General features: G+C 42.9%; 25 protein-coding genes and 2 pseudogenes. 1 reads left to right on the forward strand and 26 read right to left on the reverse strand.

What is annotated here, in order from left to right:
- From ATG71_RS04055 to metG, 21 genes and pseudogenes are all read right to left on the reverse strand, one after another.
- Nucleotides 1–1617 carry a putative polysaccharide biosynthesis protein gene (locus ATG71_RS04055; RefSeq protein WP_286162903.1) on the reverse strand — a complete coding sequence of 539 codons (1617 nt, stop codon included), beginning with the start codon at nucleotides 1615–1617 and terminating at the stop codon, nucleotides 1–3.
- A 158-nt stretch (nucleotides 1618–1775) separates the two neighbouring features.
- Complete coding sequence (gene spoVT, locus ATG71_RS04060) at nucleotides 1776–2312, reverse strand: stage V sporulation protein T (protein ID WP_098438548.1); 537 nt, start codon at nucleotides 2310–2312, stop codon at nucleotides 1776–1778.
- 296 nt (nucleotides 2313–2608) lie between these two features.
- Nucleotides 2609–6139: a transcription-repair coupling factor gene (gene mfd, locus ATG71_RS04065; protein ID WP_098438549.1), complete on the reverse strand. Its 3531-nt coding sequence runs from the start codon at nucleotides 6137–6139 to the stop codon at nucleotides 2609–2611.
- An 86-nt stretch (nucleotides 6140–6225) separates the two neighbouring features.
- On the reverse strand, nucleotides 6226–6456 hold the full coding sequence (gene fin / locus ATG71_RS04070; protein ID WP_098438550.1) for an anti-sigma-F factor Fin: 231 nt from the start codon (nucleotides 6454–6456) through the stop codon (nucleotides 6226–6228).
- Between the two features lie 101 nt (nucleotides 6457–6557).
- Nucleotides 6558–7115, reverse strand: coding sequence for an aminoacyl-tRNA hydrolase (pth, locus tag ATG71_RS04075; protein ID WP_098438551.1), 558 nt, complete (start codon nucleotides 7113–7115; stop codon nucleotides 6558–6560).
- Between the two features lie 86 nt (nucleotides 7116–7201).
- Nucleotides 7202–7855: a 50S ribosomal protein L25/general stress protein Ctc gene (locus tag ATG71_RS04080; RefSeq protein WP_098438552.1), complete on the reverse strand. Its 654-nt coding sequence runs from the start codon at nucleotides 7853–7855 to the stop codon at nucleotides 7202–7204.
- A gap of 243 nt (nucleotides 7856–8098) precedes the next feature.
- Complete coding sequence (locus tag ATG71_RS04085; RefSeq protein ID WP_034762970.1) at nucleotides 8099–9058, reverse strand: ribose-phosphate diphosphokinase; 960 nt, start codon at nucleotides 9056–9058, stop codon at nucleotides 8099–8101.
- Between the two features lie 13 nt (nucleotides 9059–9071).
- Entirely contained in the window at nucleotides 9072–10445 is a 1374-nt protein-coding gene (gene glmU / locus ATG71_RS04090) for a bifunctional UDP-N-acetylglucosamine diphosphorylase/glucosamine-1-phosphate N-acetyltransferase GlmU (RefSeq protein WP_098438553.1), read from the reverse strand.
- Nucleotides 10446–10859: 414 nt separating this feature from the next.
- Nucleotides 10860–11153 carry a septation regulator SpoVG gene (gene spoVG, locus ATG71_RS04095; RefSeq protein ID WP_032085215.1) on the reverse strand — a complete coding sequence of 98 codons (294 nt, stop codon included), beginning with the start codon at nucleotides 11151–11153 and terminating at the stop codon, nucleotides 10860–10862.
- Nucleotides 11154–11323: 170 nt separating this feature from the next.
- Nucleotides 11324–11698: a RidA family protein gene (locus ATG71_RS04100; protein WP_098438554.1), complete on the reverse strand. Its 375-nt coding sequence runs from the start codon at nucleotides 11696–11698 to the stop codon at nucleotides 11324–11326.
- Between the two features lie 15 nt (nucleotides 11699–11713).
- On the reverse strand, nucleotides 11714–12550 hold the full coding sequence (gene purR / locus ATG71_RS04105; protein ID WP_098438555.1) for a pur operon repressor: 837 nt from the start codon (nucleotides 12548–12550) through the stop codon (nucleotides 11714–11716).
- A 71-nt stretch (nucleotides 12551–12621) separates the two neighbouring features.
- The gene (gene ispE / locus ATG71_RS04110) at nucleotides 12622–13476 is read right to left on the reverse strand and encodes a 4-(cytidine 5'-diphospho)-2-C-methyl-D-erythritol kinase (RefSeq protein ID WP_098438556.1); all 855 of its coding nucleotides are present in this window, start codon (nucleotides 13474–13476) and stop codon (nucleotides 12622–12624) included.
- A 230-nt stretch (nucleotides 13477–13706) separates the two neighbouring features.
- Nucleotides 13707–13889: an alpha/beta-type small acid-soluble spore protein gene (locus tag ATG71_RS04115; protein ID WP_098438557.1), complete on the reverse strand. Its 183-nt coding sequence runs from the start codon at nucleotides 13887–13889 to the stop codon at nucleotides 13707–13709.
- A gap of 119 nt (nucleotides 13890–14008) precedes the next feature.
- The gene (veg, locus tag ATG71_RS04120; RefSeq protein WP_032085220.1) at nucleotides 14009–14278 is read right to left on the reverse strand and encodes a biofilm formation stimulator Veg; all 270 of its coding nucleotides are present in this window, start codon (nucleotides 14276–14278) and stop codon (nucleotides 14009–14011) included.
- Between the two features lie 551 nt (nucleotides 14279–14829).
- Nucleotides 14830–15708, reverse strand: a complete 879-nt coding sequence (gene yabG / locus ATG71_RS04130; protein ID WP_179886450.1) for a sporulation peptidase YabG — start codon at nucleotides 15706–15708, stop codon at nucleotides 14830–14832.
- 246 nt (nucleotides 15709–15954) lie between these two features.
- A complete protein-coding gene (rsmA, locus tag ATG71_RS04135; RefSeq protein ID WP_098438560.1) occupies nucleotides 15955–16833 on the reverse strand; it encodes a 16S rRNA (adenine(1518)-N(6)/adenine(1519)-N(6))-dimethyltransferase RsmA in 879 nt (292 codons plus the stop codon).
- Nucleotides 16826–17386 carry a ribonuclease M5 gene (gene rnmV / locus ATG71_RS04140; protein WP_098438561.1) on the reverse strand — a complete coding sequence of 187 codons (561 nt, stop codon included), beginning with the start codon at nucleotides 17384–17386 and terminating at the stop codon, nucleotides 16826–16828. The genes rsmA and rnmV overlap by 8 nt, the downstream gene beginning before the upstream one ends.
- Before the next feature lie 118 nt (nucleotides 17387–17504).
- Nucleotides 17505–17780: pseudogene (locus tag ATG71_RS24065) on the reverse strand (3D domain-containing protein); the annotation flags it as partial.
- A gap of 153 nt (nucleotides 17781–17933) precedes the next feature.
- A pseudogene (locus ATG71_RS04145) lies at nucleotides 17934–18740 on the reverse strand (ubiquitin-like domain-containing protein); the annotation flags it as partial.
- Nucleotides 18741–18990: 250 nt separating this feature from the next.
- Complete coding sequence (locus tag ATG71_RS04150) at nucleotides 18991–19758, reverse strand: TatD family hydrolase (RefSeq protein ID WP_098438563.1); 768 nt, start codon at nucleotides 19756–19758, stop codon at nucleotides 18991–18993.
- Between the two features lie 312 nt (nucleotides 19759–20070).
- Nucleotides 20071–22032: a methionine--tRNA ligase gene (gene metG / locus ATG71_RS04155; protein WP_098438564.1), complete on the reverse strand. Its 1962-nt coding sequence runs from the start codon at nucleotides 22030–22032 to the stop codon at nucleotides 20071–20073.
- 490 nt (nucleotides 22033–22522) lie between these two features.
- Here metG and ATG71_RS04160 point away from each other — a divergent pair, with 490 nt between their 5' ends.
- Nucleotides 22523–22804, forward strand: a complete 282-nt coding sequence (locus ATG71_RS04160; RefSeq protein ID WP_034762946.1) for a transition state genes transcriptional regulator AbrB — start codon at nucleotides 22523–22525, stop codon at nucleotides 22802–22804.
- 56 nt (nucleotides 22805–22860) lie between these two features.
- Here ATG71_RS04160 and rsmI read toward each other — a convergent pair whose 3' ends face one another.
- From rsmI to holB, 5 genes are all read right to left on the reverse strand, one after another.
- A complete protein-coding gene (gene rsmI, locus ATG71_RS04165) occupies nucleotides 22861–23733 on the reverse strand; it encodes a 16S rRNA (cytidine(1402)-2'-O)-methyltransferase (protein ID WP_098438565.1) in 873 nt (290 codons plus the stop codon).
- 20 nt (nucleotides 23734–23753) lie between these two features.
- Entirely contained in the window at nucleotides 23754–24515 is a 762-nt protein-coding gene (locus tag ATG71_RS04170) for a tRNA1(Val) (adenine(37)-N6)-methyltransferase (protein ID WP_098438566.1), read from the reverse strand.
- 123 nt (nucleotides 24516–24638) lie between these two features.
- A complete protein-coding gene (yabA, locus tag ATG71_RS04175) occupies nucleotides 24639–25013 on the reverse strand; it encodes a DNA replication initiation control protein YabA (RefSeq protein ID WP_034762941.1) in 375 nt (124 codons plus the stop codon).
- A gap of 14 nt (nucleotides 25014–25027) precedes the next feature.
- On the reverse strand, nucleotides 25028–25855 hold the full coding sequence (locus tag ATG71_RS04180; RefSeq protein ID WP_098438567.1) for a PSP1 domain-containing protein: 828 nt from the start codon (nucleotides 25853–25855) through the stop codon (nucleotides 25028–25030).
- A 7-nt stretch (nucleotides 25856–25862) separates the two neighbouring features.
- A complete protein-coding gene (gene holB, locus ATG71_RS04185) occupies nucleotides 25863–26846 on the reverse strand; it encodes a DNA polymerase III subunit delta' (RefSeq protein WP_098438568.1) in 984 nt (327 codons plus the stop codon).
- Nucleotides 26847–26853: the final 7 nt, after the last annotated feature.

Raw genomic sequence — 26853 nt, forward strand, 5'->3', positions numbered from 1 at the left:
CTACTTATTATTCGGCTGAACTTTATTCATCAACCACAACCATTTACTCCCAAATGGCAAGAAACTGATGTCATCTCTTGAGAGGACATTGCCTCTTAAAAACACGATCAAAAAAATGAGGCCGCCGATGCAAACGCCTCCTATTGAAAAAAGGACGGAAAGCGGACGTCCGGGCATTCCATTATCGAGAAGTGTATCATATATCCACAACAGTCCCTGTAATCCAATCGTCATGGCCGCTCCGCTCAGCAGTAAAGTTTTATAAAAAGAGAAGGGAAAGAAACGGATCGGAAACCATTTTCGAAGCTTTACCACCATCATGATGGCAATGATACTTAAAGAGCCTACCGTCGAGATCGATGCCCCCATGACTCCCATCACCGGGATGAGACAGGCATTGCCCAGGTATTTTGCTAAAATCCCGACAACGATACAGAATGCCGGGTAATAAATCCTCCCGATTCCTTGAAAAATGCCTGCAAACGTCAAAATGAGGCAACTGAAGAAAATCGATAAGCAGAAGACAGCAATAACCCTGGAACCGAGGGCATTCTCAAAAAGCATCGTATTGGTCGGCACCATGATATTGATGATTCCCAGTGTGGCAGCGAATCCGATGGTAATGCTAATCTTAAGGGAAAGCTGACTGTACTCCCTCACTAAAGATTCTCTACTTTTGAGATAGGCATTTGTCACCAATGGAACGATGGTCAGTGAGATCGATGTAGCCACTACCGTCCCAAGCTGGACAAAGGGTTGTCCCCGGTCATAAATCCCCTTCCACGTTTTCGCGCTTTCCGCTTCCATCCCAGATGAGAGAAGAAGGGAGTATACATTTAATGAATCAACAAATTGGAGTAAGACGAGCAACATGGCACTTACACAGATAGCTGTTCCATTCTTGAATAACCGGGACCAGATCTGTATGTAATCGGCAGGAAGGGAAAGGTATTTCCGTGAAAACAGCTTTTCCCTGCGTGCAGTAAGGAAAGTAAGAAGAACAAGAAGTCCGCCCAGACCACCAGTAATCGACCCGAACAACGCTCCTTTCCCTGTCATATATAAGGAGTACCCTTGGGTAACCAAAATGCTCGAAAAGATCAGAATCGTCGTCACCCTGATCGCTTGTTCCGTCACTTGAGAAACTGCCGTCGGTACCATATCTTCTTTCCCTTGATAATATCCCCTGATGACAGAGAGGGGAGCTAATAAAAGGAACGATAAAGAAATCACTTGAAGTAACGGCTTTAAAAGGGGATCTCCCATCCAGCGTGCGATCACACCTGCCCCGAAGTAGACGAGGATAAACCAGGAAAAACCAACGAAACAAAGGAATAAAAAGGAGGTGACGGCCACTCTCTTTGCGCCTTCTTCATCCTCTCCTTCTAATTTTTCTGCTACCATCTTTGAAATGATGACAGGGAATCCATAGGTGGATAGAGCGATGGCAATCCCGTAGAATGGATACACCTGCTGATAGATATAAAACCCGATATCTCCAACAATATTTTGAAAAGGGACCCGATAAACAGCACTTAATACTTTGGTTATCAATGCCGCAATCGTTAATACCATGGCCCCTTTCAAAAATCGACTGGAAGAGTACTTCTGACTCAACCCAATTTCCTGCCTTTCTGTACCTCTTACTTCAAATCTTAACAGACCGAAGAAAAAATCATTTATATACTGGTCATTTTACCATAAAGGGTTGTGTGTTTTCTCGAATGGGGATGACGGCAAAAAAAAGAAGAGCGGCTATTTGCCACTCCTTTACGTTATGACTCCATTTGTCTTGCTAAAAAGCCAGCTGCCGTTTCTACTGCCTTTTGTTCCACTTCGCCTACTGTACGGTCCTTTGAGAAAATCGCAACAGCACCAATCGGATCTCCATTTGCGACAATCGGAGCAATCGTATAGGAAGCAAGATCCTCACCGTGTCCTTCAACAAGCTCAGCTTGTCCCTGTTGAGTGTGTAATAGAGACGTGCGGTCATCCATTACCTTCTCGATGAGTTCACTGACGTTCTTATTTAAATACTCTTTCTTCGAAGCGCCGGAGATGGCAATGACAGCATCCCGATCACAAATTAACACGGCACTTCCCAAACTGTCGTACAATGCTTCGCCATATTCCTTAGCAAAGTCACCAAGTTCACTGATTGGGGAGTATTTCTTTAAGATGACTTCTCCGTCACGGTCAACGAAGATTTCAAGGGGATCTCCCTCGCGAATCCTTAATGTCCTGCGGATTTCTTTCGGAATGACGACACGTCCTAAATCATCAATACGACGAACAATACCAGTTGCTTTCATCTATAGTTGCCTCACTTTCATCAGATGATTTTTATTTGGCAATGCATCCTTTGTTGAATACTTTACCATTGTTGAGTTTAGTATCTTACAACTTAGAAGTTCTATACACATTCAGTTATTTTTTCTGTAATTTCACTAAAATTCTAATGCAGGTATCTTTTTCCATTGTTGGCAGCTGCATAAATACTAATACCCTTATCATAGTAGAGTGAAACAATCCACGCGTTTACATTTTGGTTACATTATTATAACGAAGGGAAGAAATGCCACTGGTTTGTGTCGAATTGATGAAATGATCACACGTTTTCTTCTATTTTTACCGCTTCATCCAGATGTTTGATGATGTCATATGCCATGTTAAACCATTTTGATGGTTCCAAGCGTGTTGTATTAATCGATATTTTAAGCTTGGAGCCTTCCATCCCAAGCCCGACTGCACGGCCGTGTTTGTTGCAAAGATTGAATACTTTGGAACCGTCGATCTGTGCCGTTCCTTCCGGTGACATAAAGATATTCACCGTTTTCTTATCCTGCTTGATGGATTCGAGCTTTGTATTCTTTGCATAGACCTTCATTTCAGAGATGAGGAATAAGTAGCCCACCTCTTCCGGATATTCACCGAACCGGTCCAGGATCTCTTCTTCGAGCTCTTCGATTTCAGGAAGGGAAGAAAGGGATCGGAACCGTTTATACATTTCGATCTTTTGATGACCATCTTTAATATAATCATCCGGAATATAAGCGTCGATTTCGATGTCCACTTCAAAGCTTGACTCAGGCTGTTTCGGAAGATCTCCTTTTCGTTCTTCGATGGCTTCTTTCAGCATTTGGGAATACAGATCGAATCCGACAGAATCGATGAATCCGTGCTGCTGCGCCCCGAGGAGGTTACCTGCTCCACGGATCGTCAAGTCACGCATCGCAATTTTGAACCCGGATCCCAGTTCCGTGAATTCTTTGATCGCCTGCAATCGTTTTTCCGCCACTTCTGTCAGGACCTTATCTTTACGATAGGTGAAATAGGCATAAGCCACCCGGTTCGAGCGCCCGACACGTCCCCTAAGCTGATAAAGCTGGGATAAGCCCATCCGGTCGGCATCAAACACAATCAACGTATTGACGTTCGGGATGTCTACACCCGTTTCAATAATCGTCGTCGTAACCAGCACATCGTATTCTCCTGCCAGGAAGCCTAGTATGACGGCTTCGAGCTCATTCTCGCTCATTTGACCGTGAGCATAAGCGATCCGGGCATCCGGTACAAGCATGGAGATCTCATCAGCTTTTCTTTCAATGTCTTCTACACGATTATAGAGGAAATACACTTGGCCATTCCTTGCCATTTCCCTTTCAATCGCTTCTTTAATCAGGGCACCGTTGTACTCCATGACGTAGGTCTGAACCGGGAACCGGTTTTCAGGTGGCGTTTCAATAACCGATAGATCCCTTACACCGAGCATCGACATATGAAGGGTACGGGGAATCGGCGTGGCCGTTAAGGTCAGAACGTCGATATTCGTTTTTAATTGTTTGATTTTCTCTTTATGCGTGACACCGAACCTTTGTTCTTCATCGATGATCAAGAGTCCTATATCACGGTATTGAATGTCTTTTGAGAGAAGTCGGTGGGTTCCCACTACAATATCCACCGTTCCATTCTTGAGCCCCTTCGTTGTCTCCTGCTGCTGCTTTCTCGTTCGGAAACGACTTAACAAACCGATTTCCACAGGGAAGTCCTGAAAACGCTCTTTGATGGTTTCATAATGCTGTTGTGCAAGGATGGTGGTAGGCACGAGGATGGCCACCTGTTTTCCATCTGCAATCGCCTTGAAGGCGGCCCTGATCGCAACCTCGGTCTTTCCATATCCTACGTCCCCACACAATAACCGGTCCATCGGACGTTCTCTTTCCATATCGTGTTTGATTTCACTGACAGAGCGCAGTTGATCATCCGTTTCTTCATACGGGAAAGCCATTTCAAATTCTCTCTGCATGTCCCCATCAGGAGAGAAGGCATAGCCTTTTGCCGCTTCCCGTTCAGCATAAAGCTTGATCAGATCATCGGCGATATCCTGAACGGAAGATTGAACCTTCGACTTGACCTTCTTCCATTCACTTCCGCCCAGTTTATAAAGCTTTGGATCCTTATTTTCCGAGGCAACATATTTCTGGACCAGTTCAATTTGATCGACCGGTACATAAAGTTTGTCATTACCCTGATACTTCACATGAAGATAATCTTTGTGGACCCCGTTGATCTCTAATGTTTCAATCCCAAGGAATTTACCGATCCCGTGATTCACATGAACCACATGGTCACCGACCTTCAACTCAGAGTAACTTTTGATCCTCTCTGCGTTTGAAAGTTTCTGCCTTCTCGGCTTCTTTTGGGTTTTCTTATTAAACAATTCTTCTTCCGTAATAACCGCGAGTTTCTGAAGGGGGAGCTCAAATCCGCTTGTCAGGCTACCATTGATCATCTGGATCGTTCCCGGCAGGAGCTTATCTCCATCTTCGACAAAGGCAATCTCAATCTTGTAATCGTCCAATACCCGTTGAAGCTTCTTTACGCGCTCTTCATCCGGTCCTAACAAGACAACGGTATATTTTCCTTTTTTCCACCTGTCCAACTCTGCCTTCAATACGTTCATCTGCCCATGGAAATTCTGCATGGGCTTCGTTGAAACATTGAAGATGTTTTGTGGACTGGTATTCGGAATATGGCGCAGGAACAGTGAGAAATAGACCTTTGGCAGCTTCGTCTTACTAACTAACGAAGAAAACGTGTGGGACACAGGAACGTCTTGAATGATCTGTCCTTCCTCAATCAGGGAGGTATACCATTCCGCTTCCTCTTTCTCGAGGGATTCACTCATTTCCTGGACGCGACTGTATTCGTCAAAGAATAGAACCCCGTCCTCAGGTAAATAATCTAGCAAACTACTAGGCTTTTCATATGCGAGGGCAAGGTACTTAAAGATTTGCTCAGGAACCTGCCCATTTTCGAGCTGACTCACCTCATACCCTATGTACTCTGTCATCTTCTCTTTTACGGCCGACGATTTGACCTTCTTCAAGCTTGTGGAAAGACCTGCATTGATTTCATGAATGAGTCTCTCCATATTTTCATACTTCAATAAGACCTCTGTGGCAGGGCCTATTTCAATCTCATTGAGTTTATCAATCGAGCGCTGGTCTTCAACCGAAAAGAAGCGGATCGAATCAATTTCAGTGTCGAATAACTCAATCCGGACAGGGTTCTGAGTGGTTAATGGGAAAATATCGACAATCCCCCCGCGAAGGCTGAATTCACCAGGCGTGCTGACCATCCCTGTCCGTTGATAGCCCATTTGCACCAGTTGATTTAATACTTCATCCAAATCGATATCCTCACCCATTTGAAACCGGATCTGATTCGTTGCCCACATCGATTGAGGTGGAAGGATTTTTCGCAATCCGGCAACAGGTACAATATAAACACCCTGCTGATGATTGGAAAGCTTATTCAATACTTCGATCCGTTGTGCCCTCAATTCGGGACTTGCCACACTTAGTTCAGCTGCGATCAGCTCATTAGCAGAATATAAATATACTTCGTCCTCAGACAAAAATTGAATGAGATCGTCATAGACTTTCTGAGCCTGAAACAAATTATGCGTCACCACTACGGTGGATTTATTCATTTGTAAATATACATCTGCTATATAAGCCGTCCGGGATGAACCGGACAATCCTGCCACAAGTTGTTCAGACAGACGCTCCTCCACTCCAGCGATGATGGACTGTAGTTCTTCACTTTGGTGAACCTGCTTTAAAATACCTTTCAAGTGTACGCTCCTCCCCCTGTGGTTCTTTCTATAAATAATCTAAAAGTATAAACAGAAAAATGCTTTGGTTCTTCACCAAAGCGTTCTTACTGAATGATATGATCTAATTCATGGTAGTCCGGATTTCTCTCCAGGCTCTCCTGACAATCTTCACAGATCGTTTTCACATGGATGTCCCCGTTGTCCTGATAATGAACCATATGTAACCGCTCTTCATCCGTCAACATATGAATCCCGAGCTGCTCGGAATGAACGGATACACTTGAAAGAGTCCCGACATTCGTTCCGCAATGCCGACACTGATAATGGATCGCCATATCTTTCCCTCCATACACATTTATACTGTTAGTATGAACCTGTTAGAAGGGAGTTATTCAGCCCCGATAAAGGGACCCTGGAAATTCAGTATATGACACGGTCAGTTGAATTTATTCATGACTTCAAGGAATGGTTTATCCAACCAGGTTTCACATGCTTCTACGCTTGAAGAAATGGCTTTATCCAGTTCAGGCTGCTCTTCCTTCGAAAATTTCCCCAGGACGTAATCCGGGACGCTCATTCCATTGGTCGGACGGTCGATGCCCACCCGCAAACGATTAAACTGCTGGGAACCTAAATGGGCAATGGTCGATTTAATGCCATTATGGCCCCCGGCACTTCCCTTCTGCCTTAATCTTAATTTACCTACCGGCAAGTCCAAGTCATCATAAATGACAAGTAGATCCTCGTCTTCAATTTCAAAATAATCCATCAGGGGTACAATGCTTTCTCCTGACAAATTCATATACGTAAGCGGCTTTAACAAAACGACCTTTTCACCCTTATGATGATATGTGCCATAAACCCCTTTAAACTTGGACTGGTTCAATGAAATGCCCAGTCGATCGGCTAATGCATCTATAATAACGAAACCGATATTATGTCTCGTTTTCTCATATTGTGATCCCGGGTTCCCGAGCCCAACGATTAATTTCATTTCTAACACCCTCTTCTGACCTTATACCTCTAGAATAACGTAAAAAGCGCAACCTGCAAAAGGTTACGCCAAAAAATATTGATTTTTTACTCTTCCTTCGATTCGCTTTCATCACTGGCTTCGGATTCTCTTCCTTCTTCATTCTCAGGTGTGCCAGCTTCCTGCTCTTCCCCACTGTCGATTTCTTCTTCCTGTCTTGGAGCAAGGATGGAAGCAATGGTACGGTCGTCCTCTTCATTGAGAGTGACGCTGTATTTATCACGGATATCACTGATCGTTACCGTTTCTCCCACTTGGAGCTCGGTTACATCCACTTCGATGGATTCAGGGATTTTATTTGGTTTGGCTGTTACAGATACCTCATGCAACGGCTGCTGCATCACACCACCGTCTTTCACGCCGGCTGCTTCTCCCACAAGCTCGATACGAACATCCGCATCGATTTCTTCTGACATATTCACTGCAAGGAAATCAACATGAGTGACAGCATCCTTCAGATGATCCTGCTGGTAATCACTTAAAATGACGTTTTGTTTATTGCCATCTACATTTAAAGAAATGATACCGTTTCTTCCTACTTCACGGATCGTTTTAATGAATGTAATGGCGTCTACCATAACTGGTGTATTATCTGCTTTGTAGCCGTACACGACTCCAGGGATATTCCCCTCATGTCTCAGCTTTGTTAATGAAGATCGTTTAAAATCTTTCCTGGTATTTGCTTTTAATTCTGTTGCCATGTCTAATCCAACACCTTCCCTAATCTTTTATGTTAGTTAAAGTTCTATATATAGTAATTACCCTAATGTGATTTGAAATAAACATAGAAAAATCAATTCATTATAGGAAGAGTGCTTCGAGGATGTTGACAGATAATGGCTTCAAGCCTTTTCAACCGAAACCGGAAAACGAAAAAGAAGAGCTGGTCCAAGGTTTATAAGGACCGGCTCTTCTTTCTATGCACAAACTACAAATATTAATTCTTAATCAAAAAGCGTGCTGACAGATTGTTGCTCATAGATGCGGATGATCGCTTCGCTGATCAAAGGAGCCACTGACAGGGACTTCACTTTACCGATCATTTTTTCTTCACCCAGTGGGATGGAGTTCGTCACAACCAATTCTTTAATATTGGAGTTTTCGATGCGCTCGATGGCAGGACCAGAAAGAACCGGGTGCGTACAGCAGGCAAAGACTTCTTTCGCTCCGTTTTCTACTAATGCATTGGCAGCCAATGTAATCGTACCGGCGGTGTCAATGATATCATCGATCAAGATCGCAATTTTTCCATCGATATTACCGACGATGTTCATAACCTCTGCCACATTCGGCTTCGGACGACGCTTATCAATGATGGCGATAGGCGCTTTCAGACGTTCTGCAAGCTTACGTGCTCTAGTCACCCCTCCATGGTCCGGAGATACGATAACAAGATCTTCCGTATTGAAGCCTCTCTCTTCAAAGTAATCCGCTAAGATCGGAACACCCATGAGATGATCGATCAGGATATCGAAGAAACCTTGAATTTGAGGAGCATGCAGATCCAGTGTGATGACACGTGTAGCACCGGCTGTTTCTAAAAGGTTCGCAACTAATTTAGCAGTGATCGGCTCACGTGCTCTCGCTTTACGGTCTTGACGGGCATAACCATAGTAAGGCATCACGATATTAATTGTCTTGGCAGAGGCACGTTTCAGGGCATCCACCATGATCAGAAGCTCCATCAGGTTTTCATTAACCGGCTGACAAGTAGATTGAATGACAAATACGTCACACCCACGGATACTTTCTTCGATGTTGATCTGGATTTCACCGTCACTAAAACGTTTAACGGACGATTTACCTAATTCCACTCCTACTTCATCAGCAATTTCCTTTGCAAGATGGTAGTTTGAATTAAGAGAGAAGATTTTCAACTTGGAATTAATATAAGAGTTTGGCATTGTGGACCTCCCATTATTTCTTATGATTTAGATTTTGAACATAATTTTCTTTATTTACTTGGCGAGCTCTCGCAATGGAAAGAGACTCACCGGGAACATCTTCAGTAATGGTAGAACCAGCTGCAATGTATGCACCTTTCCCTACGTTGACAGGGGCAACCAGATTAGAATTGCAGCCTACAAATACACCGTCTTCAATCTTTGTCAGGTGCTTGTTCTTCCCATCATAGTTCACTGTGATCGATCCACACCCGATGTTGACGTCACGTCCCACTTCAGCATCACCAATGTAGCTTAAATGGGAGGCCTTACTTGCTTTACCGAATGTTGCTTTCTTGATTTCGACAAAGTTACCGATCTTCACTTCATCTTCAATGGTAGAAGCCGGGCGGATATGAGCAAATGGCCCGATTTGAACATCCGCTCCGACCGAACTGTCATGAGCCACAGACTGCTTCAAGACTGTGCGGTCCCCGATCTGACAATCCTTCACCTCGGAGTTCGGTCCGATCATGGCATCTTCACCGATTGATGTGCTGCCTTGAAGCACTGTTCCAGGCAGGATCACGGTATCTCTTCCGATCGTTACATCCGCATCGATATACGTATTGTTTGGATCTTTGATCGTTACACCGTTCCGCATATGGAATTCATTGATGCGCTTTTTCATTGTGATCTCTGCTTGAGAAAGGGCCACACGATCATTGACACCAAGCGTCTCATCAAAGTCACTTGTCTGGTATGCACTGACGATTTCACCTTCCGATTGAAGGATCTCAATGACATCCGGCAAATAATATTCACCCTGCACATTATCATTCGAAACCTTCTTCAGGGCATCGAATAACGCTTTATTATCAAAACAATACGTTCCGGTATTAATTTCTTTCACGCTTCGTTCTTCTTCACTTGCATCCTTATGTTCCACAATGCGTTCCACTAATCCATCCGGGTTACGGATGATCCGTCCGTATCCATCAGGGGATTCCGTATGACCCGTCAAAATGGTCGCTTTGGCACCCTGTCCTTCATGATGCTGCACCAGTGCTTCCATCGTCTCTCCTTTAATGAGCGGCGTATCGCCACATACCACTAAAGTCGTTCCTTCCAAGTCACCCAGGACATCCTCGGACTGCATCACAGCATGAGCTGTCCCTAACTGCTCAGCCTGAAGAGCGAAATCGCTCTTGCCTTCTAAATGCGACTTCACAAGCTCAGCACCATGACCGATGATTGTGACAGTCTTCTCTATATGTAGTGTTGAAATTTGGTCGACCACATGTTCCACCATCGGCTTGCCACACACAGGATGAAGAACTTTATAAAGCTTCGACTTCATTCTCGTACCTTGTCCGGCAGCTAATATAACGGCATATCGATTTGTCATTTTTGGTCCTCCAATAACCTTTTTATCCATAACGAATATATCCTAAAAACTCAACCATTTCAAGGAATCATGTAAAAGTACATATATTTGACAAACGAAAAGCGGAGGCGGCTTGCCCAGAGGCGACAAGCATAAGGCGAACCTGCCGGAAAGGCGTCCTTTGCCTTTTTGGCAGGTTTGACTTATGACCTCGAGCCTCTAGCCGCCGGAGCTGGACAATTCGAAAAGCGGAGGCGGCTTGCTATGTCGAATTTTCTTTACCACAAAAAACAAAAAATTGTTTATTTAGAGGTTTCGAATTTCTCATAGCCTGGGTATACAAAAAACGTAAGAATCAACTCTTCTTAAAAAGGGGCTCCAGAAGACAAAAAAAAAGAGCCTTACAAAAGTAGGCTCTTGATGCTATTGATCCTATTAGGAAGCCCCAGCTTCTTCTAACTCAACTTCTTCCAACTCTCCTAAACGATGGTACTCAGCTAAAACGGCGTCTTGAATCTTGCCGCGGGTACCCGAATTGATTGGATGAGCAATATCACGGAATTCTCCATCCGGAGTCCGCTTACTTGGCATCGCTACAAATAAGCCATTGTTCCCATCAATCACGCGAATGTCATGAACAACAAATTCATTATCCAGCGTAATAGATGCGATAGCTCTCATGCGACCGTCGGTGTTTACTCGGCGTAATCTTACGTCTGTTACTTCCATTCTGTTCACCACCTTTTTCCCTAGATGAAATCTACTCTATGTATTCAACGAATTATTTAGATATTCCTTCTTAAATTGTAAAATTTTTTGAAAAATTTTATTTTTCACATCTTTATGTCTGTTTCCTTTGAACTACACTTCTTTTTGGTACAAAAAAACACCCGTGAAGATTACTTCACGAGTGCGATTACTTCAATTTCAACCTGGGCATCTTTAGGTAAGCGGGCTACTTCCACACAAGAACGAGCCGGCTTGTGGTTGCTGAAATATTCCCCATACACTTCATTGATCGCCCCGAAATCATTCATGTCCTTGATGAAGACCGTTGCTTTGACCACTGTTTCAAATGTTGCCCCGGCTTCCGATAATACGGCTTGAAGATTGCGGAACACTTGATGCGTCTGCTCCACTACATCTCCTTCGACCATTGAACCCTCGGCCGTCAAAGGAATTTGTCCTGAGCTGTAGAACAAATTATTTACGACGATTCCTTGTGAATATGGCCCGATTGCTGCCGGTGCTTCCTTAGTAGAAACTACACGCATAGTAGATGCCTCCCCTTATGGTAAAAATGTTAGATTGGATTGAAAATAATTTCCTTCCGTTAAGGAAATCTGTTTATCCTTTTCATTTACATCAGACAATTTTAACAATGAAACATAATCATCCACCAATCGTCCGTCCATGCTATTGGATTCAACCAGAACCCCAATTCCCGACAAGGTGGCAGAAAACTCTTCCAACAGGTTTTTCATTCCATTGATGGTTCCGCCTGCTTTCATGAAATCATCGACGACCAATACTTTAGACCCTTCTTTCAAACTTCTTTTAGAAAGAACCATGGATTGGATTCTCTTCGATGAACCGGACACATAATTGATGCTCACTGTCGATCCTTCGGTGACACGGCTGTCCCGTCTGACAATGACCACCGGCACATTCAAATATGAGGCAATCGCATTGGCAATCGGGATTCCCTTCGTTGCCACTGTCATAATGACGTCTATATCTTTTTCAGCAAATGCAGATGCCAGTAATTTGCCGACACTCTTCATGAGCTGAGGGTTACCAAGCAGGTCGGTCATATAAAGGTATCCGCCCGGTAATAGGCGATCGGAGCTTTCCAAGTGGACACAAAGCTCTTCAATCATAGCCTCCGCTTCCTGACTGTTTACCTTTGGTACATACTTCACTCCACCTGCTGCCCCGGGAACCGTCTGTACCGTCCCGACACCCCGTCCCTCAAATGTTTCCTTTACAATTGTCAAGTCTTCACTGATGGAAGACTTGGCAGAACCGTACCGTTCAGAAAAAAAAGTCAAGGGCACAAGTTGGTGGGGCCGTTCTAATAAATAGTGCGTCATATCAATCAATCGTTCGCTGCGCTTAAACTTCACCGAAGAAACCTCCTAAATCCGAATATTATAATGTAAATATATCATTAATATACGGATTTCGGCAAGAGCTCTTAATCTCCAAGCATGCGCACTGCGAAAACTTGATCACAAAACCCTCTTAAACCATTGTAGATTCGATGAAGTCTTGATTCATATTGCACCAATCCATATACTGTCGGGCCGCTTCCGCTCATCAGAACGGCATCGGCACCGAACCGCTCCATTTGATCTTTTATCTGGGATACTTCCGGATGCATATCCAATGTAACCGATTCGAGTACATTCCCGAGATTGGAGCAAATATCACGATAATTCCCATGTTCTAAAGCTGATACCATTGCGCTGGTATCCGGATGCTGAATGTTTTTCAAATCCAGATTCTTATACACATCCGCTGTTGAAACGCCTATCGTCGGTTTTGCGAGGATCACCCAGCAGTTCGGGGGAGAGGGAAGATGTTTGATCTTCTCTCCTCTTCCCGATGCCAAGGCTGTCCCTCCGTAAACACAGAAGGATACATCAGAACCGATTTCTGCACCCAGTTCTGCCAGTTCGTCCATACTCAGACCTAAATCCCATAAGCGATTCAGCCCTTTCAAAGTCGCAGCAGCATCACTGCTTCCCCCTGCCAACCCTGCCGCTACAGGGATCACTTTATCGATGGAAATGGCTACACCCTTCTTGATGTTCAATTTCTCTTTCAACAGATGTGCAGCCTGATAGGCAAGGTTTCTTCCATCATCCGGCACAAATCGATTGTGGGAAAGAATTTTGATCGAATCGTCTGAAAGATTCGTCAGTTCAATTCTATCCGCTAAATCGATTGTGGTCATAACCATCTCAACTTCATGGTAACCATCTGAACGTTTATGTAAAACATCAAGTGATAGGTTAATTTTTGCCGGCGCCTTTACTAATAACCTCATATCATCACCTTCTTACCAATACTCTTTTGTTATATTGTATCATACACTTATTATAGAGAGTGTTAACTTCTAAACATACTCATACAAGTATGTTATTTTATCACGTAAAGTACTGATAGGAAAGATGACGTTGCCCTATATAAAAAAGGCCGCCGGAAAAGCATGACACTTTTTAGGCGACCCTTTGGATATGGTACTGATAAAAGATGTAATCCATATGTGAAAAAGAGTTAGTGCGGATGATGTTCGGACAGCTGCCTGCTTGCGCGTTCAACTGCACGCTTTACCATATTCCCCGCGTCCCGGGACGTGATTCCACCCCAGCCATCCTTCTGAACAACGTCATAGAATCCTAATTCCTGAGCGATTTCCTCTTTTAATTGGTCAGACATGATCCCTCTTCTTCTACTCATTGTCTACCTCCTTTAATTGCACCACATCGTTAGTATGTGTACGTGAAGGTTAAAAAATGTTGAAAGATCGTATGTAAAACATGTATTTTTAAACAAATAAAAAAGCAGCAAACAATTGTCTACTGCTGGCTAAAGATGATATTTCCTGTTGCTTCATCATAAAATGTTAATTGAACTGTCTCAGTGAGAACATCTGCATAGCTGTAAGAAACTCGTTCGAACGCATTCTCTTCTTGATCCAGCTGAACCACGAATACAGAAGGATACGTTTCGGCTAGAACACCTGAACGCTCAATTGTTTTTCGACGTCCACCGTTTGCTTTAAGCATTAAACGTTTCCCCAGATTAGAATCAAGGGATCTTTTAATGTCGGCTAATGTTTTTGGCATTTCGCTTCCACCTCACTGTTATTAAATATAACACATTATGTAATTTTAGTCAAATAAATTTATTATTTTAACAAGAATCATGAACACCTGTCAATATATTTTATTCAACAAAAAGTACGTTTTTTCTACAACCCTAACATTCCCCAAAGGTTGAAAAATTATGTAAACACTAAAAGCGGAGGCGGCTTGACCAGGCCCGACAAGCATAAGATGAATGGGCTGAGAAGGCGTTCTTTGCCTTCTTTGACCATTTAGCTTATGACCTCGAGCCTCTAGTCGCCGGAGCTGGATAACAATAAAAGCGGAAGGGCTTTGCCCAGAGGCGACAAGCATAAGACGAGCCTGCCGGAAAGGCGTTCTTTGCCTTTTTGGCAGGCTTGGCTTATGACCTCGAGCCTCTAAGCCCTGGAGCTGGATAACACTAAAAGCGGAGGCGGCTTGCCCAGGCCCGACAAGCATAAAAACCACCACCCAACCAGTATATGTCACCTTAAAAGGAAATAGACCCTACAAGTAATTGTAAGGTCTTAGAAGGTTTTGTCGAACCTTCCCTATTCTTCTTCTGTGATTTTGTATGGCATTCCCGTCCGAAGAACACCTTTCGTCTCGATTCCACCCAATCCTTTGTCTCCTGTCAGTGTATTGCGGATGACATCCCAGACATTCACCGAATCTTTAAATCCCGTGAAACAGATCTTTGCCACGATATAAACAGGATCCAGGGCATGGATATTGACTCTTGACGGGGAACTCGCAAAGTTGGCACCTGCATGGATCAGGGATTCAAAGTGGGATTGACAGGCGCCGGCAAAGATCACAAGCTGATCCAGGTGGGGGGATCTGCTGCGGGCCTCCCTTACTGCCTGAACAAAATACTTCGAATGGCGGTACGCGTTGATATCAGCCTTGGCCCCTTTCGACTTGGAGTAGGCATCGTGACCTGTCAGTACAATAATATTCGGTCTATATTTATCGATAAGGGATCCAATTTGGTTAGGCATCTCTGTTTCGCTGCAGTGGACGCCTTTTACCGGGACACCGATTTTCTCATAAAGATCTAGGCATTTTCTTAAATAGCTGGGATCTCCATCAAGATGAAGCACTTTCCCCGGAACTTGGAAATAGTTATAATCGTCTCGATAAGCATTCGTTACCCTGTATTCCTGCTTATACTTGAGAAGCTCTATATCCTGTCTGAACAGATCCAGGGATTGTTCTTCTTTCGAACGAAATTCCTGTGCAATGCGGTCCTGTTCTCTAGGGTCCATCTTCTTCAAATCATGAAAAGGAGCATCCGCTATTAATCGAAAATCTTCACCATACAGTACTGCCGTTTTATGACCATCTATCATGCGGATATCTATTACCCTGAATAAAATATCACATCGATATGAAAGGCGACCTACGACATCATTGATTTCGATATTCACATCAGTCACTCCCATAGGCTAAACATTGGTTGATAAAACAAAATAGGAAATCAACAAGCCGAGGAGGGTCTGCATTTCTGCCTGCCCTTCTCAAAGCCCTTCCTTATCATCCATTAAGTAAATATTCCCTGTGATAACCTATGCACCCCCGGAATATTCCGTGTCAATAAAATGGGAGTAGAACGTTCAGTTTATCTAAACAAAAAAATGACTAAACGCTCCTTCACGTTTAGCCATTTATTGCTTTTAGTTGAAATTCGGGTACAACTCATCGCTTAAGCGGCCGAATTCCTGTATCGTCAGTGTCTCCCCCCTGCGGGTAGGTTCTACTCCTGCTTGGGATAAAGCCTCCAGGATCAGCTCTTTCTTTTCTTTCCCTTGAGGGAGTTGACTCGTTAAGTTATTCAAGATCGTCTTTCTTCTTTGAGCGAATGACGAACGTGTAACGGTAAAAAAGAAGTCTTCACTGATGACCTCTACAGGAGGCTTCTCACGCTTCGTTAGACGGATGACGGCAGAGTCTACATTCGGCTGGGGCATAAAGACCGTTTTCGGGACAGTCATGACCATCTCAGCCTCTGTATAATACTGAATGGCGATGGAAAGTGACCCATATGCCTTTGTTCCCGGCTGAGCTGAAATACGGTCCCCTACTTCCTTCTGGAGCATGACACATATTCCCCTGATCGGGAGACGTTCCATCAATAATTTCAGGATGATGGGCGTGGTGACGTAATACGGAAGATTGGCTACCACCATGATATCGTCGAATCCTTCAAATTCTCTGTTTATGATCGCTTCAACATCCGCTTCAAGGATATCTTCATTTATAATTTTCACATTATCATAAGGAGACAGGGTGTCATCCAGGATCGGGATCAGTCGCTGATCGATCTCAAAGGCTACAACCTTTCCCGAAGTACGGGCAAGATGTTCTGTCAGAGCACCGATTCCGGGTCCGATTTCAATGGCCGCTGTTTTCTCGGATAGTCCTGCATATTCCGTTATGTTCCTTAAAATATTGGGATCAATTAAAAAATTCTGGCCAAGACTCTTCTTAAACGAAAAGCCGTACTTTGCAAGGATTTCCTTAGTTCGTATCGGGGTTGCAATATCTTTAAGCATGTTCTTCCTCCTGAATGATTTCCATTAACGCTTTTTTAAACTCTTCTTTTTGAATATTAAACATTCGTAAACGCTTCTGCAGCTGTTTTCCATTAGTGTATCCGATTCTAAGCTTCTCACCAAGGGCTATTCTCCTGTCCTTGGACTGAGGACTCCCGATCAGACCGGCATCGATCAGATCTTCCTTTGAAATGATTTCTGCCTGGTCGACATCCAACAAATGAGCTTCCTTCAAGGACTCCCTTATGACGTCTGGGCTTGCATGCTCGACACCTATCCCCCTGCCTGATTTCGGCAGCGCGTCTTTCTTATGTACAAAGGCATGCTTGCATCCGGGTACCGCTTCACTCACGATCTTTCGAATTCGTTCCCCGGGATAATCGGGATCCGTAAATATGATAACGCCCCTTTTTTCCTGGGCGTGTTTGATTTTCTCTATAGTAGCAGGAGAAACTGCAGAACCATTCGTTTCGATCGTATCTGCATTGACGGCACGCTGAATCGCTACCGTATCATCCTTCCCTTCCACTACAATGATTTCTTTGATTTTCATAATTCCTCCAAAAAAGTTGAAACATTTTTGCACTTCAATTCGTCTAATCAATGAAGACCTAAAGCTATTATAACGGTTTTAACCGAGAAATAAAAAAAAGCAGGAAAACACCCTGCTCTTAGTTCAATATTTTCACTTTGATGGTTTTTCTTCCCCAACGATACGCGTCTGATTTGGATGAGAAGAAAACATCGATTTTGTTCCCTTTGATTGCTCCGCCTGTATCAGCCGCAACAGCATATCCATAGCCTTCCACATAGACCTTAGAACCTAGAGGAATAACGGAAGGATCGACTGCGATCACTTTTACATTTGGATTTGCTTTCAAATTGATGCCTGTAGCCGTATTGCCGGAGCATCCATTACATGAAGCTGTGTACGCAGTAGAACTGACATAGAATTCCCTTCCGCCACTTGGAGCGGCTGACGCTTCTGCACTGGATGATGAGGATGATGAACGTCCACGTGAAACCTGGGCCACTAACACCTTTGTTCCGACATTGACGATTTTATCCTGACTTTCTTCCACGACTTTTTCACTCACTAATTTTCTGGAAACTTCTTTACCATTCTCTTTTACGATTTCATACTTCTTTTCAACTTTTCCGTTTTTGCCTTCTTGAACGACTTTCTCTTTTCCTTTTGACAGGTCAGAGTCCTTCTTGGAAATAACGGTGAAATTCTTTGTCTCTTCCACTACATCGGTGACTTTTTCAACTCGAACGACATTTACGACATCATTTGCTTTAACAACTTTGTCTAAACTTGGTTCAACACGGTCTGAATCTTTTAGTGTAATTCCTTGTTGCTTTAAAAAGTCAGCGACCGTAGTCGAAGTAGACCATACCTTTTGCTCTTTTCCACCGTTTACAAGCTTAAGTGAAAATGCGGTATCAACCTTTACCTTCATGTTCCCTGTTACTTTTTCTGATAAGCCGGGTTGGACCTTATCATGTTCTCCTACTTGGATTTCATTTTCAGAGAGTAAATCTTTTACTGTTTCAGCAGTCGTCCAGATTTTTTTCTCCTGGCCTCCTACTGCTATCCCTACCTGTTTTGCCGGTTCCCAAACGATATTCATGTTATTTGAAACCTTCGTATTCCCCGAGGGGTACAAATAGTCTTCTGAGCGGGGTGAAATCTCTAATTCTTCTAATATATCTTGAATCGTGTTTGCATGCGTCCTAATCTCTTTTTGCTCGCCGTCTAAGGTCAATGCTACAGTGTTCTTGGATCCTTCATAAAAAAGAATTCCGAATACAGCTGCCGATGTTACGATGGTTCCAATTGTAACAATCCATTTCCTTCGACTCAAAGACTTGGAAAACAGGCTTTTCATGGCTTTAAAGTTCATGAAAAACGCCTCCTTTTCTCGGAGTGATTATATAGAGTTATCCAGTGACTGTCAACCCTTACTTCTTCTAACCTAATCTAGCAAAATATTACAACCCGGGTAACACAAAACATATTATGCAGAAAATGCAAGAAAAAGAAAAGAGAGAGTTATCGACACGTTTATCCTATGAAACACGATTCCTATGTAGAACTTTTTGTTTTACTTTACTATTTGGACAAGCTCTCTCAATTCTCGACAATATCTGATGTCAGTTTATGTTGAATAATTTTATTGCATTTTCTGTTGTGATCTTTTCTACTTCCTCCAGAGACACTTCTTTCAGTTCAGCGATTTGTTCCGCTACAAGCTTCACGTAAGCCGGTTCATTTCTCTTCCCTCTATATGGATGAGGGGCGAGATAAGGACAATCGGTTTCAATCAGAAGCTTCTCCAGCGGGATTTCTTTTGCCACCTCTTTTGGTTTCTTGGCATTCTTGAACGTTACGGGACCTCCAAGGGAAATATAGAAATTCATTTCTACACATTCTTGAGCGATTTCAGGACTTCCACTGAAGCAGTGCATGATCCCTCCGACTTCCTCCGCTCCTTCTTCCCTGAGAATATCCACTATATCCTGTGTGGCTTCACGGTTGTGTATGACGATCGGGAGTTTTACTTTCTTAGCTAGTTGAATCTGTTTTCGGAATACTTCTTTTTGAACATCCTTGGGGGATTTGTCCCAATGATAGTCAAGCCCCATTTCCCCTATTGCCACTACTTTAGGGTGCTGTGAAAGTTCTTCTATCCAAGCTAAATCCTCATCATTCATATCAATTGCATCCACTGGATGCCACCCGATTGCGGCATATAAAAAATCATATTGACCAATGAGTTCCATGGCCCGATTAATGGTCGGACGGTCAAAGCCGACAACCACCATTTTTCCTACTCCAGCTTCCCTTGCCCTTGACAATACCTCCTCCAGATCTTCGTCAAATTGTTCAGCATTCAAATGAACATGTGTATCAAATAGCATATAAGACACTCCTTGTAATAAAGATAAGTTTAATATAAAAACGCATGACAAGCATCACATTCATGTAACATTCATATTACATATTATGGTTTCTATGGATATTTTTTATTTACGGAGTTGAATTACAGTCACACTCCATTTTATCTATTTTAGTGACAGAACCAAAATCATCTGTTTATCGCTCTCCATTAACTATATTGATATAATTAATATACCTAATAAATAACTCCAATTCAGTTAATTCGTTATATAAATATAACAAAGGGATGTTCCACGTGGAACATCCCTTTGTTGATCTATCACCTAGAATCTTTATTTAACTTTTGTTCCATTTGGTAAGGACTGATCGATGGAAGCAAGAGACAATGTCCCATTTTCTTCTCCAGCAAGGATCATTCCTTGAGAAAGTTCCCCACGAAGTTTAACAGGCTTCAAATTCGTTACGCAAATCACTTTTTTCCCAACGAGTTCGTCCGGCTGATAGAATTTCGCAATTCCCGATACAACTTGACGTTTTTCAAAGCCGAGATCCAATTGCAGCTTTAGAAGCTTATCGGCTTTTTTCACCGGCTCCGCTCCAAGTACTTCGGCTACGCGAAGTTCGACTTTCATGAAATCATCAATCCCGATTTCTTCTGAGGCTTCCGGTGTGAAAACTTCCTTCTTTTCCTCTACGACAAGAGCAGATCCCTGCATTTTCTCTTTAATAAAGGCTACCTCTTCCTGAAGTTCAAGACGCGGGAAGATAGGCTCCCCTTTTTTGACTACTTCGGTGCCCGCCGGGATTGCTCCGAAACGCTCAAGACTTTCCCATGTGTGCATCTTTTCATCATGCAGATTCAGTTGCTCAAAGATTTTCTTAGGTGTTCTTGTCAAGAAAGGCTGTAAGAGGACTGCCACTCTTCTCAATGATTCAGCCAAGTGACTCATCACACTTCCCAGTTCTTCTTTTTTACTTTCATCCTTCGCCAAGGTCCATGGCTGCGTTTCATCGATGTATTTATTTGTACGGCTGATTAACTGCCAAAGGCTGGACAGGGCAACTGAAAACTCCATATTTTCCATGGCTTCTTCATATTTCTTTACCGTTTCATTATTCATTTCCAGGAGTGCTTGATCAAATTCGCCTTCAGAATCAACATAAGTTGGAATGACTCCATTAAAGTATTTATTGATCATGGCCACTGTCCGGTTCAATAAGTTCCCCAGGTCATTGGCCAGGTCAAAATTGATTCTCTCTACAAACCCTTCCGGCGTAAAGACACCGTCCGATCCAAATGGCACCTCTCTTAACAGATAGTAGCGAAGAGAATCAAGACCATATCGATCAATAAGGGTAACAGGATCCACGACATTCCCTTTGGATTTGGACATTTTCCCGTCCTTCATCAGAAGCCATCCATGTGCGAAGACTTTCTTTGGAAGCGGAAGATCCAAAGCCATCAGCATGATCGGCCAGTAGATCGTATGAAAACGGACGATTTCCTTTCCTACCAGATGCACATCGGCTGGCCAATATTTTAAGTAGTTTGCGTCTTGTTCACTGCCATAACCTAAAGCCGTGATGTAGTTGGAAAGGGCATCGATCCAAACATAAATGACGTGCTTTGGATCACCAGGTACTTTCACTCCCCAATCAAAAGTGGTGCGTGAAACAGCAAGGTCTTCCAAACCTGGTTTAATGAAGTTATTCACCATCTCATTCTTCCGGGATTCGGGTTGAATGAACTCAGGATTCTCTTCATAATAAGCAAGTAAGCGATCGACGTATTTACTCATCTTGAAGAAATACGACTCTTCCTTTACTTTTTCAACCGGGCGTCCACAATCAGGGCAATTCCCGTTTTCTAATTGTCTCTCCGTAAAGAAGGATTCACATGGTGTACAGTACCATCCTTCATATTGATCCAGATAAATATCGCCCTGCTCGACAAGCTGATTGAAGATTTTTTCCACGATATTCTTATGACGCTTCTCCGTCGTCCGGATAAAGTCATCGTAGGATATATCCAATTTCTCCCATAAGTCTTTAATGCCGCTTACAATGCCGTCAACATATGCCTGAGGTGTGATTCCTTCTTCCTCGGCTTTTCTTTGGATCTTCTGACCATGTTCGTCCGTCCCTGTAAGGTACATGACATCGAATCCACGCATTCTCTTGTAACGGGCCATGGCATCACCGGCAACCGTGGTGTAGGCATGTCCAATATGTAAATTCCCACTTGGATAATAAATCGGCGTTGTAATATAGAAGGTGTTTAACTTTTCTTCCACTTCCTGTTCCTCCTCATTTTTTCACTACCCCCATAAAGCCAAACCAGACTCCGTATGGTTTATAGTGGCAGGTCTGTTATATACATCCATCCTTGACCTTACCTATCATCTTAACCTCTTATCTCATCAAAATATACCTAAAATAAAGGGTTTCTGCAACTAAACAATGTTGATTGTAAGTTTTGTCGAAAAGGATATTGAATTTTGTCGGAAATTGTCGAACTCATACATTGAATAAAGAAAATTCGACATTCTCATTTTATATTACTTTCATTACAATAATATTCAATTGGTAATACATTTTTTTACAACAAAGCGTAAAGCTTATTATAACAAGACTTAAACATCCAATTATTATTAATAATTTACAGATTTAATTATTGACGAGATTCCTAATCGTTGGTATGATAGTATCAGTTAATGAAATTTGTCGAATATTGACGAAACAGATAGAGATAAAGAATAATATTTATTTGGAGGAGATTCTCAAATGAAGTCTACAGGTATTGTAAGAAAAGTTGATGAACTGGGCCGTGTCGTTATTCCAATCGAACTACGCCGTACATTAGGTATCGCTGAGAAAGATGCTTTGGAAATTTATGTGGATGACGAAAGAATCATCTTGAAGAAATATAAGCCAAGCATGACTTGCCAAATCACTGGTGAAGTTTCTGATGACAACATCAAGCTTGCGAATGGTAAATTAGTTCTTAGCCGTGAAGGTGCAGATCAATTACTGAAAGAAATCCAGGAATCTTTACAATCAAAATAATCCATTGCAATATGACAGGCCTGAGTCCATTCGACTCAGGCCTTTTTGTTTTGCCGTTATTCCACGTGGTAAGCCTGGTATACTTCCCGTTTAGGGAGGGATCTCTCTTTAGAGACTTGTTTGATGGCTTCCTTTGATGACATGCTTTCTTCATCTACATAGTGCTGGACATGATCTTGCAGGGAGTAGCTGCTCCACCAAGCGTCTTCCGACTCTTTCTCTTGTGGACCCGCCCCTTCGATCAACAAGCAGAATTCGCCCCGCACTTCTCCTTCATTCGCCCATTCGATCACTTCCTCGATTGAACCCCGGATGAACTCCTCGAACTTCTTCGTGAGCTCTCTGCAGATGACAATTTGTCTATTTCCTAAAGCCGCATATAATTCTTTTAATGTTTCTTTTAATCTGTGTGGGGATTCGTAAAGGATAAATGTATCTTCCAACGATTTTAGCGTTTCAAGCTCAGCTCTTTTGTCTTTTTTACCTCTATGTAAAAAACCATAGAAATAAAATGGCTGAGGAGCTAAACCTGAGGCGATGAGAGCCGTCAGGGCGGCATTCGCCCCGGGCAATGGAATGACCGCAATGTTGTGTTCAATCGCTTCTTTCACCAATTCATAGCCTGGATCTGAGATCGATGGCATTCCTGCATCGCTGACGAGGGCCACGAGCTCTCCCCTCTCCATTCGCTCGATCAATTTCTGTCCACTCGTTTCTTTATTATGTTCATGATAACTGATGATCGGTGTATCAATTTCAAAGTAATTGCACAGTTTCTTAGTATTCCTCGTGTCCTCCGCCGCAATCACCGTCGCTTCCTTCATCATTCGGATCGCACGGAACGTCATATCCTCGAGATTTCCGATCGGTGTGGGGACAAGATACAGACTTCCTTTTACACTGTCCTGAAAACTTTTCTGCTGGTTCATGGTGAATATCACCTCCTGGATCATATTTGGTGGTTCGTATTATGATTTCCATATAGCATATCATGTACTTCTTTAGTGTACTCATTCTGCTCATCGTACACATATAAAGGCGGAAGGATCTTTAGGTCCGGTTTCCCATCTTTTATTCCTTCTATTAATATCGTGTTGGCCTCTCTCCCGGGCTTTGGATACACAAAGCGCATTCGCTTGGGCTCGAGACGATGTTTTCTCATCAATGACAGGATATCCATCAAACGCCCGGGACGGTGAACGAAGGAAGCCTTGCCTCCCTGTTTCAGCAAATAGCTGGACGCTTTGATGGTATCCTCAAGGGTGCATAATATTTCGTGACGGGCAATCGCATAGTGCTCGTTCACATTTCGTTTATCTCCTGGCGGCGTATTGAAATAGGGAGGATTGCAGGTGACCACATCATAGTGAGAATGATGGAGGAGTTGATCGATCTCTTTTACATCCCCCATTTTCATCGTGATCTGATGTTGACGGTCATTATAATCGACACTCCGCTGGGCCATATCAACTAGCCGCTCTTGAATCTCCAATCCTGTTATGTGGACATTGGTTCTTGCACTCAGCAATAAGGGGATGATGCCGTTCCCTGAACATAAATCAACCACCTTACCCTTATGGATCGGCAAATAGCTAAAGTGGGCCAAAAGGACTGCATCTGTTGAAAAAGAGAACACGGAAGGACTTTGTATGATCCTCATGTTTTCAGCTAATAAATAATCTAAACGCTCATCTTCTTTTAACTCGACCATGCCTTTCCTCCATTTTTTCTTCTATTATAATTGTTACGGAGTAAATCACTAAAAAGGACCAATCCCACTACACGTGGATCAGTCCTTTTTATCTGTATTCTGTTCAGAAGAATGAAGTGTCCTTTATTTCTTATTTAAGAAAGAAAGGCAGAATAAGCAGTCTTCATCCTTCCGGGGACTTCCGAAATGTATGTTACAAATATGGAATCCTTCCTGGTATAGTCGAGCAAGGTTGTCATAGCCTTCTCCGATATCCAGTGTTTTATCTTCTAAGTCTGACTCACTCGTCGTACCCGCATCGCTGTTTGTTTGTACCTTTTTTGGTGAGTTCTCTGTTTGTTCCAGTCTACGGCGCAAATGTTCATTTTCTAACTTTAGAGAATTATTTTCCTCTAACATTTCAGCTAGGCATTGTTTGAGCTCACCTAATTGATGATACAAGTCACCAATTTGTTGTTCCATGTTACTGACTGAATCAAAGAACTCTTTCTTATCCACGACACTACACCCCGTTACTCTGTGGCTTGGAATGATACGGCACCTTCGTTCATAATTTCATCTAATGTGAATTCCAGAACCCGCTCTTCTTCTTTGATTTCGACCTGAAGAATACGTTCCAGAATATTAAGACCTACCACTTTACCTTTTCCATGAGGTGTCTTAATCACTTCTCCGATATCAGGTAATTCTTCTTTCGCTGCTTCATACTCGTCATTCTCATATTTCAGACAGCACATTAAACGTCCGCATAAACCTGAAATCTTCGTAGGATTAAGGGATAGATTTTGATCCTTCGCCATTTTGATGGACACAGGTTCAAAATCCCCTAAAAAGGTTGAACAACACAGCATGCGGCCACAAGGACCAATACCACCAAGCATTTTTGCTTCGTCTCGAACGCCAATCTGACGAAGTTCAATGCGCGTACGGAAAATGGAGGCCAGATCTTTCACCAGCTCCCGGAAATCAACACGTCCATCAGCCGTAAAATAGAATATGACCTTATTACGATCGAATGTATATTCTACATCCACCAATTTCATATCCAATTGATGCTGATTAATTTTATCACAACATACGTTATAGGCTTCCGTTGCAGACGACTTGTTCTCGTCCACGATCAATCGATCTTTTTGATCGGCGATCCGAATTACTTTTTTCAACGGAAGAACTACATCATTTTCTCCTACTTGCTTTCTCTCTACGACTACTTTACCAAATTCGACTCCGCGGACCGTTTCAACGATTACATAACAATCTTTTTGAATGTCCAGATCACCCGGATCGAAATAATAAATTTTACCCGCTTTTTTAAAGCGAACTCCTACAACATCGTACAAAGGACCATCACCCCTGCAGTTTTAGCATAAGCTGTTCTACTAGCAGCTGCGAATTCATATTGGCGTTTAATTTGCGTTTTGCTTCAAGGATCACCGTCATATTAGTAGAAAGACGATTGGTTGATACTTGAAGTGCGTTGGATTTCCAGTTTTCCTTTTGGTCCGGGTACACGAGCTGCTCTTCTTTTCCTAACTGGATATGAAGTAAGTCTTTATATATTAGAAGTAAAAGATCCAATGCTCGATCGACTTGATCTTTTTCTTTGAAGTGCTGTACAAAATCCTCTTGTATTTTGACCATTGCTTGGAAGGGACTTTTTTGGAGGACTTCATATAATTTTAACACTATTATTCTTGCTTGTGCAAACCACTCATTTTGACATATTTCTACAGCTTCCTCATAATGGTTCGTCAAGTTGGCTGCAAGGGTTGCAAAGTGAGGCGGGATCCCCTCTTCCAATAACTGTTTCGTCAGTTGTTCTTTCGGTAATGGTTTAAATGAAACCGTCTGGCACCTGGAAAGAATGGTCGGCAGGATCCGATGAATATTTTCTGTGATGAGAATCGCGGTTGTATCCGCGAGCGGCTCTTCAAGAAACTTTAATAGGCTGTTAGCCGCATTCGCCGTCATCTTATCTCCGTGAACGATGATGTAGATCTTCTTCTTGGATTCTACACCCGTCTTCGAAAATTCTTCTTGCAGACTTTTAATCTGATCCTTCTTGATAGATAGACCATCAGGCTCCACCAGATGCAAATCCGGATGGTTCCCGTGATTGATCCTTTTACAGTTGGAGCAGTCTTCACATGGCTTTCCGTCTACCTGGTTCAGGCATAATAATGCCTTGGCAAACAGCATGCTCATTTCTTTCTTTCGTGTCCCTTTTTCACCCTCGAATAAATAAGCATGAGCGACACGATCCTTCATTATACTATTCTGCAGCATCTGAAGGACGACTGGTTGAAATGGTTGTATTTCTTCAAACAACATGTCCTAA

It is taken from the genome of Bacillus sp. es.034, assembly GCF_002563655.1.
GTDB lineage: Bacteria > Bacillota > Bacilli > Bacillales > Bacillaceae_B > Rossellomorea.

What these genes read in the sequence shown, in the direction of transcription:
- spoVT (WP_098438548.1), bottom strand. Translation starts at nt 2,312, where the DNA reads ATGAAAGCAACTGGTATTGTTCGTCGTATTGATGATTTAGGACGTGTC.
- fin (WP_098438550.1), bottom strand. Translation starts at nt 6,456, where the DNA reads ATGGCGATCCATTATCAGTGTCGGCATTGCGGAACGAATGTCGGGACT.
- pth (WP_098438551.1), bottom strand. Translation starts at nt 7,115, where the DNA reads ATGAAATTAATCGTTGGGCTCGGGAACCCGGGATCACAATATGAGAAA.
- ATG71_RS04080 (WP_098438552.1), bottom strand. Translation starts at nt 7,855, where the DNA reads ATGGCAACAGAATTAAAAGCAAATACCAGGAAAGATTTTAAACGATCT.
- ATG71_RS04085 (WP_034762970.1), bottom strand. Translation starts at nt 9,058, where the DNA reads ATGCCAAACTCTTATATTAATTCCAAGTTGAAAATCTTCTCTCTTAAT.
- glmU (WP_098438553.1), bottom strand. Translation starts at nt 10,445, where the DNA reads ATGACAAATCGATATGCCGTTATATTAGCTGCCGGACAAGGTACGAGA.
- spoVG (WP_032085215.1), bottom strand. Translation starts at nt 11,153, where the DNA reads ATGGAAGTAACAGACGTAAGATTACGCCGAGTAAACACCGACGGTCGC.
- ATG71_RS04100 (WP_098438554.1), bottom strand. Translation starts at nt 11,698, where the DNA reads ATGCGTGTAGTTTCTACTAAGGAAGCACCGGCAGCAATCGGGCCATAT.
- ispE (WP_098438556.1), bottom strand. Translation starts at nt 13,476, where the DNA reads ATGAGGTTATTAGTAAAGGCGCCGGCAAAAATTAACCTATCACTTGAT.
- ATG71_RS04115 (WP_098438557.1), bottom strand. Translation starts at nt 13,889, where the DNA reads ATGAGTAGAAGAAGAGGGATCATGTCTGACCAATTAAAAGAGGAAATC.
- veg (WP_032085220.1), bottom strand. Translation starts at nt 14,278, where the DNA reads ATGCCAAAAACATTAGCCGACATTAAAAGATCCCTTGATTCTAATCTG.
- rsmA (WP_098438560.1), bottom strand. Translation starts at nt 16,833, where the DNA reads ATGCTTAAAGATATTGCAACCCCGATACGAACTAAGGAAATCCTTGCA.
- rnmV (WP_098438561.1), bottom strand. Translation starts at nt 17,386, where the DNA reads ATGAAAATCAAAGAAATCATTGTAGTGGAAGGGAAGGATGATACGGTA.
- ATG71_RS04150 (WP_098438563.1), bottom strand. Translation starts at nt 19,758, where the DNA reads ATGCTATTTGATACACATGTTCATTTGAATGCTGAACAATTTGACGAA.
- ATG71_RS04160 (WP_034762946.1), top strand. Translation starts at nt 22,523, where the DNA reads ATGAAGTCTACAGGTATTGTAAGAAAAGTTGATGAACTGGGCCGTGTC.
- rsmI (WP_098438565.1), bottom strand. Translation starts at nt 23,733, where the DNA reads ATGAACCAGCAGAAAAGTTTTCAGGACAGTGTAAAAGGAAGTCTGTAT.
- ATG71_RS04170 (WP_098438566.1), bottom strand. Translation starts at nt 24,515, where the DNA reads ATGGTCGAGTTAAAAGAAGATGAGCGTTTAGATTATTTATTAGCTGAA.
- holB (WP_098438568.1), bottom strand. Translation starts at nt 26,846, where the DNA reads ATGTTGTTTGAAGAAATACAACCATTTCAACCAGTCGTCCTTCAGATG.